This window comes from Dyadobacter fermentans DSM 18053, from assembly GCF_000023125.1.
Lineage (GTDB): Bacteria > Bacteroidota > Bacteroidia > Cytophagales > Spirosomataceae > Dyadobacter > Dyadobacter fermentans.
The window spans coordinates 6620206-6636631 of record NC_013037.1; the positions used below are offsets into that span (position 1 = coordinate 6620206).

Annotated in this window: 20 protein-coding genes; 19 read left to right on the forward strand and 1 reads right to left on the reverse strand. The window is 47.9% G+C overall.

Going from position 1 to position 16426, the window contains the following annotated elements; translation table 11 throughout:
* Positions 1-219 precede the first annotated feature (219 nt).
* From DFER_RS27405 to DFER_RS27445, 7 genes are all read left to right on the forward strand, one after another.
* On the forward strand, positions 220-1119 hold the full coding sequence (locus DFER_RS27405) for a DUF7833 domain-containing protein (protein WP_015814922.1): 900 nt from the start codon (positions 220-222) through the stop codon (positions 1117-1119).
* A complete protein-coding gene (locus DFER_RS27410) occupies positions 1116-2039 on the forward strand; it encodes a hypothetical protein (RefSeq protein ID WP_015814923.1) in 924 nt (307 codons plus the stop codon). Before DFER_RS27405 ends, DFER_RS27410 begins: the two co-directional genes overlap by 4 nt.
* Positions 2040-2232: 193 nt before the next feature.
* Positions 2233-2661 carry a single-stranded DNA-binding protein gene (locus DFER_RS27420; RefSeq protein WP_015814924.1) on the forward strand — a complete coding sequence of 143 codons (429 nt, stop codon included), beginning with the start codon at positions 2233-2235 and terminating at the stop codon, positions 2659-2661.
* A gap of 11 nt (positions 2662-2672) precedes the next feature.
* Positions 2673-2873, forward strand: a complete 201-nt coding sequence (locus tag DFER_RS27425) for a hypothetical protein (protein WP_015814925.1) — start codon at positions 2673-2675, stop codon at positions 2871-2873.
* 32 nt (positions 2874-2905) lie between these two features.
* Complete coding sequence (locus DFER_RS27430; protein ID WP_015814926.1) at positions 2906-4054, forward strand: DNA polymerase III subunit beta; 1149 nt, start codon at positions 2906-2908, stop codon at positions 4052-4054.
* 219 nt (positions 4055-4273) lie between these two features.
* Positions 4274-5134: a DNA adenine methylase gene (locus tag DFER_RS27435; RefSeq protein ID WP_015814927.1), complete on the forward strand. Its 861-nt coding sequence runs from the start codon at positions 4274-4276 to the stop codon at positions 5132-5134.
* A 201-nt stretch (positions 5135-5335) separates the two neighbouring features.
* Positions 5336-5761 (forward strand): ASCH domain-containing protein, encoded by a 426-nt coding sequence (locus tag DFER_RS27445; protein ID WP_050774731.1) that lies wholly within the window; start codon positions 5336-5338, stop codon positions 5759-5761.
* 221 nt (positions 5762-5982) lie between these two features.
* On the opposite strand, the gene DFER_RS29380 is transcribed toward DFER_RS27445, so the two are convergent.
* Positions 5983-6699 carry a hypothetical protein gene (locus tag DFER_RS29380; protein WP_015814930.1) on the reverse strand — a complete coding sequence of 239 codons (717 nt, stop codon included), beginning with the start codon at positions 6697-6699 and terminating at the stop codon, positions 5983-5985.
* A 78-nt stretch (positions 6700-6777) separates the two neighbouring features.
* Between DFER_RS29380 and DFER_RS27455 the strand changes: the two genes are divergently transcribed.
* The 12 genes from DFER_RS27455 (at position 6778) to DFER_RS27520 (ending at position 16176) form a co-directional block, all read left to right on the forward strand.
* On the forward strand, positions 6778-7620 hold the full coding sequence (locus DFER_RS27455) for an MYG1 family protein (protein ID WP_015814931.1): 843 nt from the start codon (positions 6778-6780) through the stop codon (positions 7618-7620).
* 635 nt (positions 7621-8255) lie between these two features.
* A complete protein-coding gene (locus DFER_RS30980) occupies positions 8256-8564 on the forward strand; it encodes an HNH endonuclease signature motif containing protein (protein WP_083769180.1) in 309 nt (102 codons plus the stop codon).
* Between the two features lie 4 nt (positions 8565-8568).
* Positions 8569-8799, forward strand: coding sequence for an Acb2/Tad1 domain-containing protein (locus DFER_RS31015; protein WP_041735584.1), 231 nt, complete (start codon positions 8569-8571; stop codon positions 8797-8799).
* Positions 8800-8946: 147 nt separating this feature from the next.
* On the forward strand, positions 8947-9357 hold the full coding sequence (locus DFER_RS27470) for a hypothetical protein (protein ID WP_015814933.1): 411 nt from the start codon (positions 8947-8949) through the stop codon (positions 9355-9357).
* A 247-nt stretch (positions 9358-9604) separates the two neighbouring features.
* Complete coding sequence (locus DFER_RS27480; RefSeq protein ID WP_143828827.1) at positions 9605-10189, forward strand: phage terminase small subunit P27 family; 585 nt, start codon at positions 9605-9607, stop codon at positions 10187-10189.
* Positions 10170-11894 (forward strand): terminase large subunit, encoded by a 1725-nt coding sequence (locus tag DFER_RS27485; protein ID WP_015814936.1) that lies wholly within the window; start codon positions 10170-10172, stop codon positions 11892-11894. The genes DFER_RS27480 and DFER_RS27485 overlap by 20 nt, the downstream gene beginning before the upstream one ends.
* Positions 11881-12087: a hypothetical protein gene (locus tag DFER_RS30400; protein ID WP_041735590.1), complete on the forward strand. Its 207-nt coding sequence runs from the start codon at positions 11881-11883 to the stop codon at positions 12085-12087. Before DFER_RS27485 ends, DFER_RS30400 begins: the two co-directional genes overlap by 14 nt.
* 80 nt (positions 12088-12167) lie before the next feature.
* A complete protein-coding gene (locus DFER_RS27500) occupies positions 12168-13499 on the forward strand; it encodes a phage portal protein (protein ID WP_143828828.1) in 1332 nt (443 codons plus the stop codon).
* On the forward strand, positions 13444-14034 hold the full coding sequence (locus DFER_RS27505) for an HK97 family phage prohead protease (RefSeq protein WP_015814938.1): 591 nt from the start codon (positions 13444-13446) through the stop codon (positions 14032-14034). The genes DFER_RS27500 and DFER_RS27505 overlap by 56 nt, the downstream gene beginning before the upstream one ends.
* Positions 14035-14060: 26 nt before the next feature.
* On the forward strand, positions 14061-15377 hold the full coding sequence (locus DFER_RS27510; RefSeq protein ID WP_015814939.1) for a phage major capsid protein: 1317 nt from the start codon (positions 14061-14063) through the stop codon (positions 15375-15377).
* Positions 15378-15430: 53 nt separating this feature from the next.
* Positions 15431-15628 (forward strand): hypothetical protein, encoded by a 198-nt coding sequence (locus DFER_RS27515; protein WP_015814940.1) that lies wholly within the window; start codon positions 15431-15433, stop codon positions 15626-15628.
* A complete protein-coding gene (locus DFER_RS27520; RefSeq protein ID WP_015814941.1) occupies positions 15625-16176 on the forward strand; it encodes a head-tail connector protein in 552 nt (183 codons plus the stop codon). The genes DFER_RS27515 and DFER_RS27520 overlap by 4 nt, the downstream gene beginning before the upstream one ends.
* Positions 16177-16426 lie beyond the last annotated feature (250 nt).

Below are 16426 nucleotides of genomic sequence, written 5' to 3' on the forward strand. Positions count from 1 at the left end.
GAAGGCCACAGGAAGTGCCAGGCGAAGCTTCCGGATTGCGAAGTAACGGCGACTGATCTACACCACAAGGAAGGCCGAGGAAAGAACCTAAACGAGGTATCAACATGGATGGCAGTCTGCCGCCCTTGTCACGATAAAATCCACAACAGCATGAGTATGGAAGAGGCAGTGAGAAGAAAGCTCAGGATCAAAAGAATTTAATGGATAACCCTTCGATGTATGAACGGCTACGAATTTCAGCGGGCATGGTTTGATTTTGCTTTCGAAAACACGGATATCGTTACGGGTAATCACACCGGTGTGTATTTGTGGAATGTCGAGTTGAACAACCGCATGGGTTGGGTGAAGAAGTTTGCTTCTCCGGCTTCGCAGGCAATGATGGCTAATGGCATAAAGTCGTACAACACCTACAAAAAGGTGTTCAACGATCTGGTTAGTTGGGGGTTCTTGGAAGTGATACAGGAGTCAAAAAACCAGCACTCCGCCTGCATCATTGCTCTATCAAATTTTGACAAAGCACTTGACAAAGCACTTGACAAAGCACTGATAACGCACTTGACAAAGCAAGTGTCTGCTCTATCAAATTTTGACAACGCACATGCAGAGCACTTGACAAAGCACTTGCAAGGCACAGAACAGAGCACTGTACAAAGCACTAGTAGTATAATTAAACCAATAAACCAAGAAACCAATAAACTAAGAAACGAAGAAGAAAAAGAAAATTCGTCGCCGCCGGATTTTGTAATCAGGGAGCTCGAAGATTTAAAAAATAAAAGTGATCCCCCCGAGTTGCGCGCCGCCCCCCTTTCGCTGGACGAGGTTGAGGATCGGCTACGGGATAACCGGTTCCTTTTGGAGACGGCCTGCATGAGCAAGAAAGTAACTCCTGCTGAGTTTTTGGAGGCATTGAAGGAGTTTTTCGCAGATAAGCGGGCGACTCGCCACAGTTGGAAAAGCGAACAAGATGCCACGCAACATTTCCTGAATTGGCTGCCGAAGTGGAAGGCGCGGCAGTCGGAAACCAAAAAGGGTGGCAAGCTCACCCAGGCAGTACACGCTGCGGTGGAGGCTGCAAATGGTTCAGAATTTATCACATTTCAAGACATCAATAGGCGATGAGCAATCTATCACTTTACAATCAACCAGACCGTTCGCAGACGGGAGTGGCGCAGCAGCTTTCCCGGACTGAAAACCAGTTAATTTCCGCTTCGGTGCCTGGCGACCATAACCTTCGTATTGCTGACATGACTGGTAAGCAAATTGGCGACATTATCACGGCGATTGTTTTGAAAGCGGCGGTTCGACTTGGGAGCAAGGCCCGCGATGCTGAGGAGCAGAAGATCATCAATGCCGAGTTGAACAGGGATTTGATCACGAAGTTGCCGGGATTTACTGAGCGTGAAATCATGGTTGCGTTGGAGAATGGCCTTGATGGGATGTACCTGCGGAAGCCCGACGATCCGATCATTTTCACCCCGTCAAACTTTGTTCAGTGGTGCCGGTCCTTCGTGGAGCAGACAAAGAAGCCGGTAATGAAGAAAGCCGCGCAGCTCCTTCACCAGCAGAAGGATGAGGAGTTCACCGCGCCGGAGAGCGAAAAGCTGAGAATGTCGCACGAGTTTTTCCTGAGCATTTTGAAGCGCGTTTTGGACGGCGAGTCTTACGAGGATTACGGGAATGTAGTCTACAATTTCCTTGACAAGATCGAGTTCCTCGGGTGTGGCTCAGAACAAAAATGGCGCGCCATGGATCAGGCCAAACTTCGGATGATCGCTGAGGCAAGGGAGATCAAGGATGCCAACTCACAGCGGTCGGCTGTAAAGAACGCGATGGAGCTTATTGCGAAAGCCGAGAACGAAAAGCCGGATGAGTTGATCGTTTCAATGGCAAAGCGGATCATCATCAATGAGAAGATGAACGCTTTCAGGGAAATGCCGGACGACGAACAGGGCATGCTACTTGAATCAATAGCTGAGCGGGTTGACTACATGTGCATTGAATTGAAAGACCCGGAGCAGTACAAACCTGATGAGGAGTGACCGGCCATTACAGGTCGTTGGTAGATGGATCGGTCTACCACGTATATACAAAAGGGTTCGACCTTGTAGCGCAGTGCATCGAAGCGAATTGCAAGCCTAAGTTGAAGCCATTCCCGATCAAGATGGAGCATATCGAAACCTATTTAAAATTTCCAACCTGGGAGCGGATACCGGCTCCGAATTCATCAGACCAATGAAACAGATTCAGATTATCGGCAACCTTGGCCGCGACGCAAAGATTTTCAGTTCAAACGGAAGCGAGTTCATTTCTTTCTCCGTAGCGGTTAACGACGACTACACCAACGCGAACGGCGAGCGCATCGAGCGCACCGACTGGTTCAATGTAACGACCACAAGGCTATCGCTGCTTCAATACCTCACCAAAGGCACAAAGGTATTTGTGCAGGGGCCTATCCGCTCGAAGCCATTCACGAAGGAGGACGGCAGCACAGTAGTCGATATCAACGTTTCCGCGACCTGGGTACAGCTGCTCGGCACGCCGGGAACCGCTGAGGCAGCGCCAGCACAGCAATCGAGAGTAAACCCCGACCCGGAGGGAATTAACCAGGATCTCATGGCGGAAATGGCCGCACAGAATGAGAGCGACGACCTACCATTTTAAATCAATACGCTATGACAGCAACAATCAAAATCGAGTGCGAGAGCTACGACGATTTGCAAGCCCACTTATCAGAGATCAAAAACGAGTTAAAGCGCAAAAAGAAGGTAATAGTCGCCGAGGAAGAGCAGGAAATCCGCATTGAGGATTCGAATTGCTACGGAAGTCACGAAGTAGAGCTGACGGTTTTCGACCTGTTCACGCTGCCGAGATAATAATTTTTCCAATCACTAAACGATAATTGCAAATGGTTTCAGAACAAATCGAAATCGGAGGTTCCGTTGAAACTGCCGATCTCAAACGCGCTTTGCACTTGTTCGCCAAGGTAGTGCGTGAAGCGCCTCTCATCCCGATACTCGACAACATACTTTTCAGTTTCGAGCTGGATGAACTTCACTTGACCGGCTCGAACTTGATTACAACTGTTTTCACTTCGATCCAGGCGGATGGGTCGAGTACCGTCGGGAAATTCTTGCTGCCCTATCGCCAGATTAAGGCTCTCGTTTCGCTTTCTCCGGCTGGAAAGATTGCATTTCGAGCAGTTGAGTCGGAGGATGTTGGCACGGAGGTCATGGTTACCACGGAGTATGGAGAATTCAAGTTTTCCAGTTTAGAAAAAATCGGAGATTACCCTGCGCTATCCTGGTCGCCTATTTCTCACTTCAACATCGGGATGGATGAGCTTCGGGAAGGAATGAAGCTAACGCGTAAGACGGTCTCAACAGACGAGCTACGGCCACCCCTAACCGGCATCTACTTCGATACTGCCGAGGGATGCATCAAGTTCATATCCACGGACGGGCACAAGCTGACAAAATACGAAACGAGCGAACCGGCGGTAGAATCGATTCTGCCATTCATCCTCCCCGCTAATTTTGCCGATTTCGTGATAAGTAACACTGCTTTAAAGCAAAATGCCGTTTCTTTCGGATGCTTGCCAGGTGCAAAAGTGGTGGCGAATTTCGGGAGCTGTGTAGTGCTGGTGAGATGCATTGACGAGTTTTTCCCAAACTACAAGGCCGCTATTCCCGAAGCGTTCGAACATGCTGTACAGCTTGACCTGGCCCAAATTAAAACGCGCATTCAGCTCGGTTTGCTGTTCTCAAACAGGGCTACTACGCAAATGGCCTTCGTCTTTTCAAATGGGCGGCTAAGTCTTGAATCGGAAGATTTCGATTATGGCATGAAAAGCAAGCAATCGTTGGAGATGGAACAGCCTGTTCCAGAATTAAAAATTGGATTCAACGTCAGATTCATGTCTACAATACTGGCTCCATTCAGTGGCAAAGTGACATTGTTAATGTCTGCTCCCAACAAGCCTGCCGTATTTATTCCGCAAGCAAAGTTCGGCAAGTCTGTGCAGCTTTTATTGATGCCTGTCATGCTCATGTCTTAGCCTTAAACGAGTCGAACCCATACTGACTGACAACAAGGCTAAGGTTCCGGACTAGGATCGCTGGCGATGAGAATGCCTATGATTAAGAATGCTGTGCTGGCAATCAGTCCGATAAAGAAAAGCCAAAATACTATTCGGATAAAAGTGTGGAAGTGCTTCATCGATATTGTCGGATAATTTTTTCCAAATATCAATAAATCTTAAACGAATCGAACCCCTATGATTGCTGAAATCAAACGGCCAGTCCTGAGATACCACGGCGGAAAGTTTCTGCTCGCTCCCTGGATCATTTCACACTTTCCGAAGCATCGCATTTATGTGGAGCCATTCGGCGGCGGCGGTTCGGTCCTAATGCAAAAGCCGCGATCGTATGCCGAAGTGTACAACGACAAATGGGATACGGTTGTGAACGTGTTTCAAGTGCTGAGAGATCCGGATCTTTCTGCGAACCTGAAACGAATGCTGGAACTTACCCCGTTTTCGCGGACTGAGTTCTTGAAAACCGGCGAGATCGACTTGCGCGAGATTTCGGATCCAGTGGAAAAGGCAAGGCTGACCATCTTTCGCAGCTTCGCGGGATTCGGCAGTGCGTCCACAAATTCAAAGTACGCTACCGGCTTCCGGGCGAATTCCCACAGGTCCGGCACTACGCCGGCGCAGGATTGGGTGAATTACCCGGCCAATATCGAAACGTTCGTTGAGCGCCTCCGAGGTGTGTGCATTGAGAATCGGGATTTCAAAGTGATCACTGAGCAGCATGACAGCCCGGAGACGCTGCATTTCTGGGACCCGCCGTACGTTCACGAAACCAGGAACATGCAGCGAGGCAACGCGGCCTACGAATGTGAAATGACCGACGAGCAGCACATTGAAATGATCGAGTTCGGCAATTCCCTGAAAGGTATGGTGACTATCTGCGGGTACGACTGCGATTTGTACCAGGCGCATTTATCCGGGTGGATGAAGGTTTCCCGTAAGGCCTTTGCAGATGGAGCAGCTGAGCGCGTGGAATGCCTTTGGCTAAATCCAGCTGCTCAGGTCCGCCAGAAGCAGCTCACAATTTTCAGTAGTAAACTTTAACAGATTCGAACCCTTGACAATGAGTAAAGCGGAGAAGCACGGCGCTCGGAGCAACAGGGCAGTACTTACGGCCACGGATATTCCGATCATCCGGCAGCAGATCGGAGCCGGCAGGAGCTACCAGCAAATAGCTACCCGCTTTGGAGTGGGAAGGCAGGCTATTTATACAATAGCAAAGGGAATTAACTGGAAACACGTTTTATGAAAGCATTAACAATTCAACAGCCATGGGCGGGACTTCTCGTCCTTGGCGTTAAAACCTGCGAAACCCGCAGCTGGAACACGAAGTTTCGCGGAAGGATAGCGATACACTCATCGGCCAAAATGTCGGCAGAGGGAAAGGAGCTATTTGAGCAGCTATGCGAGCTCAAACCGGATGTTTTCTACGAAGGCAGCGAGGCATGGGAGCTTTGCACTACTACCGGCCACGTGCTCGGCACTGTGACCATTGAGCAGGTCTTTTCCACAAATCAACGGAAGCCATCGAATGAGGGCGAATTGATGCTTGGAGATTACTCCCCGAACCGATATTGGTTTTGGTGCATCCGGCCGGAAGTTTATCAAACGCCAATCCCGGCCAGCGGCCAGCTGATGATTTGGGAATGGGATGAAAACCAAGAGCGATGAATCTAAACCGTGAATTAAGGGTTGTTTTTCAGCCAAAAGATAGGACCCGGTACGATGGCAAAAGGCGCTTTGGTATCGGCATCCAATCTTTACATGAGTATGTAGGCAAATACAACGCGAAAATAGCATTGGAGCGGCTTCGGGATTGTCAGGAGGACAGTTGTTCAGTAAGATTCCGAACGCGCGGCAGGGTTGATTTTTACTTTAAATAACTAACAGTGTTAGATTTCTGCCGCGTCATCTTTTGCTAATTTCTCGCCGATTTTATTGAGGTGCCGCACGAAGGCGTCTCCGATAGTATCAATGTCTTTGCTTGAAAGCTCAATGTCGAAATCAAACAACGTTACAAGTTTATCTACATCGCCCGGCGGGGGGAATCGTATAATAAAACTAAAATTCAATTGAGGTTCGGTAAGTGTAGTAAATCTTTTTTGGCTGAATTTTATTGTCAACAGGTAGTAATTTACGTTTTTCACCGACACTCCGACACCAGAAATCAGATTGGCCTCAAACAGGACTTCAAGCTTTTTCGCGATTTTTTTGAATATTTCCTGCTGGCGAAAACCGGATACCTTATCATTTGAAAGTGGGTAGGTTTGAATCTCCTTGGTATCAGTATCAATTGACTTTATTGTTTCTTTATTGAATGATACTTGCGCTTTTTTTCCGAAGGAGTAAATTTCTCCGCTTACCGTTTTTAGAAAGTGCTCTTCATTCTTGAAGTCGCTAGGTGCATAAATAACCTTTGGATTGGCATTTAGAGTTGCGAAAAAAAGTACAATTAGTAGAGTTGGGAAAAGGATTACAAACCACAGGAATAAACCCTGATGTTCTTTACCTACGAGTCCAATTGCGACGGTGCTATTAACTTCGGCAAGAGCTGCAAAAATCGCAATGATTGTGAGAGGGTTTGTTACTCGCTTAATGTTTTCTGTCATCGAATGATATGGAAGGATTATTGGGGAGGGAAGTTATCCAAAATTGCTTAATTTTAACAATCAAGCATCCAACAAACTATGAAACTTAAATTCAACAGGTTGATCACTCACGATACAACCTTTCATGCAGACGACGTAATCGCCGTCGCCCTCCTCATCGTGGCAGGCTATGACGGTTTTTCATTGTCCAGGACCAGAGACAAGGCAACTGTTGAGGAGGCGCTGAGGAGCAGCGAAACTCTGATATTGGATACCGGAATGGCCTACGATCCGGTAATGCTCAACTTCGACCATCATCAGGACAAGAACCTGTTGTCTGCTGCTGGCCTGATTTACAACGAAATCAAGGACGAGCTTTTGGCTGAGGAGGCGCAGCCCTATTTTGAAAAGTGGATTTCTTCGATTGACGCCATCGATACAAACCGCGACCATATCTATCATCTGTGGGACCAGCTTCCTTCCGGGTTCCGGCATACGTCAAGTATCCTGGGAGGATTTAACCGAGATCCTTCTAATGCTGAGGAGCAGGATAGGCAGTTTGGTCAGGCCGTTGAAATGGCGAAATCAATAATTCTGAACGAAATTTACTCAGCCACAAAGAAGGCGGAAAGTGAACGGCAGTATGCGAGCCGTGTAGTTCTTGAAAACAATGTGGCCGTATTCGATGATTACTCGACGGTATGGAAGGAGAAGCGCGACCACATGTTTGTGGTTATGCCGCATGCTAATGGCTGGCAAATCCAAACTATCGACACGGCTCTCGACTTGATTCCTGAATCAATCTCATTGGCGCCAGGGTTCTCTTTCCGGCACATGTCGGGATTCATGGCAACACTCGATACAAAAGAAAATGCAGTTTCTTTCGCTGCCACGTTGCCGCACCACCCAAGTTTACACAAAAACGAGGTAGTCTACCAATAACCTTGTTGAGGAGGAGGTATTTATAATAACTCCTTTTTATCTTTGAGTCTAACGTTTTACGACATTCTGAGAAGCAAAAAGTCGGGTAACAAGAGCGCCAGTAACGGCATATCTGTTGCCCGGCTTCTGTTCTTCAGATTTTACTATCATCAACAAACATAAGATTCATGAACCCCACTACTACGAGAGCGCCTAGGCGTTCGCGGAACCAAGAATTAGTAGAATATCTTCCCAAATCGGGCTCGCCACGTAAGGTACAGAGCCCGGAAATTCAACGTCTTCTAGGCCTCTCTCCTGGGGTGCGTATATTGATAGAGGTTGAGGCGCTTGCTGTAAGTGACAAAGAGTGCGTTGCTGGCAATTTATGTATTGTCGATGGGCCAAACCGGCAATCTTTCCCCGATATTCATTTGCAGATACACGATGTTCGCTTCAAGTGATGAAAGGGCGCATCATCGGGTTGAAACTGAAAAATGATCAGAAGTCGCTCAGGAAGGCAGCTGAACGAGCGGCGGAAGGTTTTATTGAATTCGCCCAGGCTGCCGAAGCATTTGGAAAGGCGGCCATAGAGACACATCGCAAACTTGCTGAGGGGTATTGTCGAGCTATCGGCAAACTGCTGGTTTTATCCGTTTATGATCGAATTATCTGGACTTATCCCGCGTACAGCCGCCGAAGTAAGAAAAATACGCGATTGCAGAGAGTGGCGCGACAGGGTGCGGCCGCAGCAGCTGCTCGACTTTCCATACTGTCAGACTTGCGACAAAAAAGGGCGTTTGGTAGAGGCCGTTCAGGTCGACCACATTACACCTTTGGAGGTTGGCGGCTTGCCGTTCGACCAGAAAAACCTTCAAAGTCTTTGCAAGCGATGCCATACGATTAAGAGCGCTGAGGAGGCTCGGCGGCGCAATAAACAACCAAGTATTATCAACAAACAACAATAGTTATATGGATTCCAATCAAACATTTGGTCAAAAGGCCGTAGGCCTATCTTTCAACCCGTCAGGTGATGATGCGGTAGCGCAATGCAAACAAGGATTTGCAAGTGAAATTGATCGCATGAGCGAACTCAGATCAACGACTGAAAGCGCGGAAGTGCGGCGACTCGCATCCGTAGCCATTACGGAGCTGCAAACTGCTCAGATGTGGGCAGTAAAAGCGCTTACATGGAGAGATTGACCGTTTAGTTAAGATGTGAGCGCAGGGCTGTTCTCCTGCGCTCTTTCCTTAGAATATTCATACGATTAAAAAATAAAAGCCGGGAATTCCCTTTCTGATTCCTCGGTAAAGTGCAATCTCTTCATTCATCAATAAACTATCATTATCATGAAAATCGAAAACGGATTGCTGTTTGTGGCAGCATGCCAATTGTCCGCAGATTATAAAAACTCAGGTCTGGCAGGATCGATAGAAGCCTGTGTTCCCATTAGGAAGATATCACACATGAAGGAGCACCCGCACCGAGGCAAAGTTTACACTGTACTGCACCTTGATAATGGTGACGAGATTATCGCCAGTGCGACTATTCCGGATATGATTCAGCTAATCAGAGAGGCCAGAGCAATGAGCCTGTTCGGACAAATGTCGGCGCATGCTTTCCCTAGTCCTGAGGTAATTGTAAATGGATCGGATTTGAAAGTAATGCTTGAACGGAATATTAAACGCAATGAAGGACCTAAGTCTTTCGCAAAGGGCGGCATGATTCCACCAGGTGAGGCAATGGACGCAATGATTTAACCTCATGAGCTGCGAATCAGGCGAGGCCATGTGCTTCGTGTTGGCTTACCTCTTGGTAGTGGGCGGACTGGCTGCAATGGTGCTGCCTCGTCGAGGGCGACCGAGGTCGAAAAAGGATGGTCACCAAAAAGGCCATTTCCAACCTCCTAAGGCCGATTTTGGAGCTTGTAGTAGTCCTACTATGGGGGAGGGGTCAAAAGTCTGAGGTCGACCCCATGACAACGCCCGCCGTCCACATTCAGACGTCGTGTCAAAATTCAGGGGTGGGGGGCTTCGGGGCGCTGCCCCTATTTTTAATTTTTTTAGTGTTTCTGAAATGGCAGGTAGACCCGCGAGGCCGACGAATCAAAAGATTATTGATGGAACTTTTCGAGCAGATCGAGCAGTCGCGCATGAGATGATGCCCGAGAAATTGGAGGCTTCGCCGCCAGCTCCCAGGGATCTTTCAAAGGCGGCCAAACTTGAATGGGATAGTGTTTGCGCGGAGCTGTTGAGATTGAAAATGCTGCATCGTGTTGACCTTGGATTGCTTGCTGCCTATTGCATCGAAATGGCGTCTTACCTGGAAGAAACCAAGAAAATCAAAAAAGAGGGTTCGGTGCTCACCATTCAGAGTAAAACCGGCGAGTATAAAATGCCAAACCCCAGGATTGCGATTAAAAATGCCGCGCTGAAAAATGCGCAAGCTCTCGCAAATCAGTTTGGCTTTACGCCATCGGCGCGAGCTCGGATCAATGTGCCTGCTGGCGAAAGCGAAAGTGCATTGGAAAAGCTGCTACGGGCCAAAATGGAGAATAAGAATAGGCTCAGAAATGGAAATCAACAAGATTGAATATGCTTATCAATATGCGGAGGGAGTTCGAAACGGGTCGATTTCAGTTTGCCGATACATTCGCCTGGCAGTTGACAAATATTTTGATCAGCAAAGCCGTGCGGATGAGTTAGGGATTTTTTGGGACGAGGAGGATGCCCAGATCGTGTTGAGCTTTTTTGAGCTACTGTCTTTTACTGCTGGGCGTCATGCAGGGAAGCCGTTTAAGTTGGAGCCTTGGCAATGCTTCCTCCTTGCAAATGTATTCGGATGGAAAACATGGTCTGATGACGGCGAACCGTTTCGGCTATATCGTGAGGTTTATTTAGAGATTCCCAAAAAGAACGGGAAAACCGAGCTCGGCGCGGCAGTTGCAATATACATGATGGTCGCCGATGGAGAGGCGGGCGCTCAGGTATACACCGCTGCGTACACCAGGGACCAGGCAAAGTTATGTTTCCATGCCGCCCAGGAAATGGTAAAAAAGTCGTACGCTATCAAAAATGAGATTCGGCTTCTTACTAACCACATGAGCGTACCCGAAACGTTTTCAATGATGGCGGCGGTCTCCCATGACGCCAAAAACTCAGAGGGGAAAAACAGTCATTGCGTGATCTATGACGAATTTCACGTGCATTTGACAGACAAGTTGAAAATGTCGTTAGAATCCGGAATGTCAGCTAGGACGCAGCCGGTACTACTGACGCCCACAACGGCCGGCGATAATAAGCAATCCCCATGCTACGATTTTCGAACGACTTGTATCAACATCCTGGAAGGTCGGTCCAGCATTACCGATACCTTCGCCATGATCTACACCATTGATGAAGATGATGATTGGAAAGATGAAAAAGTTTGGCATAAGGCGAATCCAAATCTTGGTGTTTCCAAGCAGCTGCAATACCTGCGGAACAAATTCAAAAAAGCCATGGAGAATGGCCGGGAAGAGGTCGACTTTAAAACGAAGCAGTTGGACGTTTGGGTCGACGCTGCCGTCACCTGGATCAAATCGGAGACATGGGCGGCTATGGCTGACCCCAATTTTGTAGTTCCGGAAGGGGCTGTTTGCTATGCAGGAATCGACCTTGGAGAAACGAATGACTTTACTGGATATTCCAAGTTTTTCCCGGAGTACAACTACATCGTTACCAAGTATTACGTTCCCGAGGCAGCTGCTGAGTATGCGGCAAGATTTGGAATTGACTATAAGCAGTGGGCAGAAGAGGAATATATGACACTTACTCCGGGCGAAACCACCGATTACGAATGGTTGAAGCAGGATATTTACCAGGACGCGGATCGGTACAATATGCTGTTTATCGGGATGGACCCATGGCACGGAACTCAGACAAGGGAGCAGCTAAATGAAGAACTAGGAACGACTTATGCGGCAGTTCGCAGGGAGGACGGGAGTTTGAATTACGACTACCACAATAAGGTTCAAAAGTTCAGGCAGGCGGCTGTTAATATGAGTCCAGCAACCAAGCATTTTGAGGAAATGTGTATGAATAAGCTGTTTGTGCATGACGGTAACCCAATTTCAGCATGGATGTTGGCAAACGTCGCTCTTCACAAAGACGCAGTTGGTAATATAAGGCCCGACAAGAGCAAAAGCCGTGACAAAATAGACGGCATTGTCAGCAAAATAATTGCCATTGGGATGTATCTCCAATGGGATCATACAACCGATAATTTTACAAACGATGATAACTATGGAATTTACTGAGCTAAAAATTGAAAAATCAGGCTTGCAGATCACAAAAGATGAGCATTTTAGGCTTTTTAACGACTTTCGAGAGGGGGGATTAAGTATGCGAGCCGCATTCATGAAAGTCGAAAGCGCATGCCGCCAAAATGGTGTAAAGGGCTATTACTCATCGTTTTTTTCCTTCAAAACTGCCTTTTATACTTCGAAGTAAAAAATATTGGTTATTGACAGTTACTTTTTTGCGAATCGGATGCAAGAAGGTTCGTAAATTTCGCATAAACTCAAAAATCCTTGGCAAATTGGTATTCAAAGCTATTCGGCAGGCGCTCATTTGTGCCTGAACCGTCCATTGCGATTGGACCCGTAGCGGAAGAACGTTCCGTTTTGGCTTCCACGATGGATGATGCCCAGGTATTTTTAAAGAAATTGGGGCTCGAACACCTTTCGGTATATGTTTCAGCCCAAAATGCAATGGGAATCGCCACCTTTTATGGGTGCGTGAAATTCATCAGCAATCAAATCGCAAGCTTGCCGTATAATGTATACCGTTCAACAGGTAAGGATGGCGCAGTTAAACAGTACGAGCACCCATTAAATTTCGCCTTGGAGACGCGCCTCAATAAAAACATGGGGCCGTTAGTGGGGAGAAGATCCCTGATTTTGAATTGTCTTGTCCATGGATGGGCAATAGCAGAGGTAAAGCGAGATTTGAACCGTCGAACGAAGGAAATCGTCCCTTATCCACGAAAGCAAGTTCAAATCTTGCACGATCAGGACTCGGATAGTTACTTTTTCGACATTCCCCATCTGAACAAACGTTTGTCGCAAGATGACGTCATTTTTTTGAAGGATTTGAGTTTTGACGGTGCCATCGGCGAGTCAATTGTTGACTGGCAGCACGACACGCTTGCAATTGATCTGACAGCCAAGGCTCACACCAAAAGCTTTCTAAAAAATCGAACGTTTATGGGCGGCTTTTTAAGCCACCCTGCCGTCGGGCAGACGAAAGATGAGGATGCAGCAAAAAAGATCAAGGACCGGGTGAACACTGCGCTATCCGAGGATGGAATGGCGGTGCTTCCAAAGGATGTTACTTATCACCCGCTGGGTCTTTCTCCGGCCGATTCGAGGCTACTTGAAATATTTGGGATGTCGGATAAAGACATCGCAAAACTTTTCAACATGAGCCTTGCAATGATTGGAGATACTGAGGTTCAGAGCTCATGGGGAAGCGGCGTCGAGCAGATGTACACCATTTTGACCAACTCGGTATTGATCCCTATCGCAAAGCAAATTGAGGAAGAGGTGAACTACAAGTGTTTCCGGCTGGATGAAATCAGGTCCGGGTATTACACCAGTCACAACTTTAAAGGACTACTTCGCGGTGATTTCAAAACTCAGTCTGAGCACCTTCAACGCATGGTAACGGCTGGGATTTACACTCCGGACGAAGCTCGCTCTTACGATGACAAAGGGCCGCTTCCGAACGGAACCGGAGCAAGGGCTTACATGAATGGAACAATGACGCCTCTCGAACTGATCGACGAGGTAAAAACTTCAAAAAAGAATGGAAACAAGGGTTCTTCCGCAGGAGCTGAGCGAGGTAAGGGCGATCAAGAATGAGCAAGGGGTTTGGCATATCCCTGGGAAAGCTATTGTTTTCAATCAGCGTTCCCGAAAAATCGGCTGGTTTTATGAGGTAATTGATTCGAGAGCCCTTGAAGGTGCGCGTATCGACGATGCAATTTCGTGCTTTAACCACAACACGAGCATCATTTTGGGATCCGTTCGCAACCAGACAACCAGCTATACGATTACGCCGGGTGCTATGGAGTACGACATTCTTCCGCCCGATAATCAGCATACGCAGGACGTTGTGATTGCGCCGATTGTACGCCGGGACGTTACCGGCAGTTCTTTCATGTTCAATGCAGCGAGAAAGGGCGACGAATGGGTTGAGGAGGATGGTATTTATGTTCGTTACGTCAAAAAGATCGAAGAGGTTTACGAGTTCGGACCCGTATCGATGCCAGCTTACATGAATACTTCGACGGATGTTGCAAAGCGCTCTTATGATGACTTCATCAAGGAGCATAAACAGCAAGAAATTGCTTTCAGAAGTCAGTTTGCCAAAATGCAACTGGCTCTTTACCGATAATTTTCAATTCATCAATAAACTATAAAATGGCTAAGAAAACGCTTAAAGAATTGCTGGATGAGCGCGCCCTGAAAGCAGAGGCCGCTGATACAGCTTCCAAGGTTGGGGATGCCGAGAGCCGGAATCTCACACCGGATGAGTTTAAAACATTCAACGACCTACTTGGAGAAGTTCGGGCGTTGGACGAGCAAATTGTACAGGCGAGAGCTATTGAGGCTTTCCAGGCTGGCCGCGCACAGGGATTCCCCGGCGGTGGAGAGAGCGGAAACCGTGACACTTCTGCCGGTGATCAGCGTGATATGTCGGGTTACAACCTGAACAAGGCGCTTCTTGCAAAAGTTGACGGTCGCGCACTGGATGGTGTGGAGGCTGAGGTTCAGCAAATGGCCGAGGCAAGGGCGAGAGAGGACGGCATTAAGCTGAACGGCAATGGCGTTGTAGTACTCGACGAAGTATTGCAGAAACGTGGACAGACCGTTACCCTTCAAACTGCGAACCCTGGCGATCAGGGTGGACTTTTGGTGCCAAAGCAGATGCAAGGCGTTTTGGGCATCATGCAGGCAAATACTTTCCTCGATAAGGTAGGCGCGCGCTTTATGACTGGCCTTAGCGGAGACCTGGTTTTCCCGGTACAGGAAACGACCCCGGTTATTCAGGAGTTGACTGAGATTGAAGAGGGCGACGACACCGAAGTTCTGTTCAGTTCATTCGAGATGAAGCCACAGCGCAGGTTTACCAATGTGCCTATCTCTCGTCAGCTGTTGATTCAGTCATCGATCGATATGCAAAACTTTGTGATTACAGCGATCGGTGTAGCTCTTTCTCAGAAAATGAATGCTGAGGCAGTGGCGCATTTGTTAACTATCATTACGTCTGGAAATGGCAACCTGATTTCATTGGGGACCAATGGTGACGCAATCGATTACAATGATGTCGTTGCCCTGGAAGCTCTTATCGAAGGCTTCGACCACTTGCGCGGCGAGGCTAAATACCTTACCAATAGCAAGGTTAAGGCTAAGCTGAAAACCACTCAGATTTTCACCGGTACAAATGGTGTGCCTGTTTGGGGTGGAGACGATGTGCTTAACGGCTATCGTGCGATCTCGTCCAATATTGTACCATCGAACATTACGAAAGGTACTGGAACAAACCTGTCCGCGCTTTTCCTTGGTATCTGGTCTGATTTCATGGTTGGATTGTGGGGTGGTACTGAGTACATCATCGACCACATCACACTTAAAAAGAAAGCGCAGCTGGAAATTACGGCGAATGCTTTCTGGAACATGAAAGCCGCTCGTGCGAAATCGTTTGCCGGGATCAAAGATATCGTGACCACGCTGTAACCAATTCCCATTTGTTTAACCGGGCCGGAAGCGGCCCACTTCCATAGATTATAATGGCAGAAGAAACCAATAAAAATCCTGAGCCTGAAAAATCTGGCAAAGCCACAAAGGCCGAAAAAGTCAAAACCAAGCAGGTTGAAATCATCAAATTTCACCCACTTGTCGCCCACGAGGTAGGCGAACAGCCTATTCTAACCGAGGAAAAGGCTGACGAGCTGATCGAGAAAAAATACGCGAAGGCGCTTAAATGAGGACCTACCCGAGATTAAAGACGAAGTACACTTCTTTGCCTGTTTCAGTTGAGCAGGCAAAGAAGTGGCTACGTCTTGATATCCCGGGATTCACGGGCGAGGATGAGAAGATTGAAGAGCTGATCGGTTCCGCCGTCGACTACGTTGAAACTGAGTGTAAGCTATCATTAGGGCTTTCCGATTATGAGTGGTATGCGAACTGCTTGCCGTGTGAAATTCCTGATCAGTTTCTTGTCGACAGCATCACCAGCATAGAAGAGCTCTTTCCTTCCGGCTACACGGTCATTGCTGACACAAACTACTTCCTGGTTCCCGTCAGTGAGCGGAGCTCGAAGATTCAATGGATTTCTTCCTTCGAAACGTCGAGCACGGTATTTCGGGTCAATTTCAAGGCGGGATATGCCGACGGGAAAATCCCGAAGCGCCTTTTGCAGGCCGTTCGTGGCCTGATTGCAGAGTGGTACGACAGTCCAGGCGACTACGTGCGAGAGAAGAAAACGATGGTTGACCGGCTTTTGGAGCCTTTCGTGATTGCTTATGCGGGATAGACGGGACATAAGGCGTGGCCGCGGGATTTACGATCGCAGAATCCAAATTCTGCAACCTGTTGACGAACCGAACGAATACAATGAAGAGCAACTTGTCTATTCACCGAAGTACACCGACTTTCCGGCAGGCAAAGTAAACAAGAGCTCGCAGGGAAACGAGGGCTCGGACGGCCAGATAATCCAATCTTCGTCAATGGTAGACTGGCAGCTGCCTTTTGTTCCGGATCTCGGGATAAAAACTTCATGGAGA

Excerpts from the sequence above, each read along its gene's own strand:
- DFER_RS27425 (WP_015814925.1), top strand. The coding sequence starts at position 2,673 with ATGACAGCAACAATCAAAATCGAGTGCGAGAGCTACGACGATTTGCAA.
- DFER_RS30400 (WP_041735590.1), top strand. The coding sequence starts at position 11,881 with ATGGAATTTACTGAGCTAAAAATTGAAAAATCAGGCTTGCAGATCACA.
- DFER_RS27510 (WP_015814939.1), top strand. The coding sequence starts at position 14,061 with ATGGCTAAGAAAACGCTTAAAGAATTGCTGGATGAGCGCGCCCTGAAA.
- DFER_RS29380 (WP_015814930.1), bottom strand. The coding sequence starts at position 6,699 with ATGACAGAAAACATTAAGCGAGTAACAAACCCTCTCACAATCATTGCG.
- DFER_RS27435 (WP_015814927.1), top strand. The coding sequence starts at position 4,274 with ATGATTGCTGAAATCAAACGGCCAGTCCTGAGATACCACGGCGGAAAG.
- DFER_RS27420 (WP_015814924.1), top strand. The coding sequence starts at position 2,233 with ATGAAACAGATTCAGATTATCGGCAACCTTGGCCGCGACGCAAAGATT.
- DFER_RS27520 (WP_015814941.1), top strand. The coding sequence starts at position 15,625 with ATGAGGACCTACCCGAGATTAAAGACGAAGTACACTTCTTTGCCTGTT.
- DFER_RS27410 (WP_015814923.1), top strand. The coding sequence starts at position 1,116 with ATGAGCAATCTATCACTTTACAATCAACCAGACCGTTCGCAGACGGGA.
- DFER_RS27430 (WP_015814926.1), top strand. The coding sequence starts at position 2,906 with ATGGTTTCAGAACAAATCGAAATCGGAGGTTCCGTTGAAACTGCCGAT.
- DFER_RS27405 (WP_015814922.1), top strand. The coding sequence starts at position 220 with ATGAACGGCTACGAATTTCAGCGGGCATGGTTTGATTTTGCTTTCGAA.
- DFER_RS27455 (WP_015814931.1), top strand. The coding sequence starts at position 6,778 with ATGAAACTTAAATTCAACAGGTTGATCACTCACGATACAACCTTTCAT.
- DFER_RS27470 (WP_015814933.1), top strand. The coding sequence starts at position 8,947 with ATGAAAATCGAAAACGGATTGCTGTTTGTGGCAGCATGCCAATTGTCC.
- DFER_RS27505 (WP_015814938.1), top strand. The coding sequence starts at position 13,444 with ATGGAAACAAGGGTTCTTCCGCAGGAGCTGAGCGAGGTAAGGGCGATC.
- DFER_RS27445 (WP_050774731.1), top strand. The coding sequence starts at position 5,336 with ATGAAAGCATTAACAATTCAACAGCCATGGGCGGGACTTCTCGTCCTT.
- DFER_RS30980 (WP_083769180.1), top strand. The coding sequence starts at position 8,256 with ATGATCGAATTATCTGGACTTATCCCGCGTACAGCCGCCGAAGTAAGA.
- DFER_RS31015 (WP_041735584.1), top strand. The coding sequence starts at position 8,569 with ATGGATTCCAATCAAACATTTGGTCAAAAGGCCGTAGGCCTATCTTTC.
- DFER_RS27515 (WP_015814940.1), top strand. The coding sequence starts at position 15,431 with ATGGCAGAAGAAACCAATAAAAATCCTGAGCCTGAAAAATCTGGCAAA.
- DFER_RS27485 (WP_015814936.1), top strand. The coding sequence starts at position 10,170 with ATGGAAATCAACAAGATTGAATATGCTTATCAATATGCGGAGGGAGTT.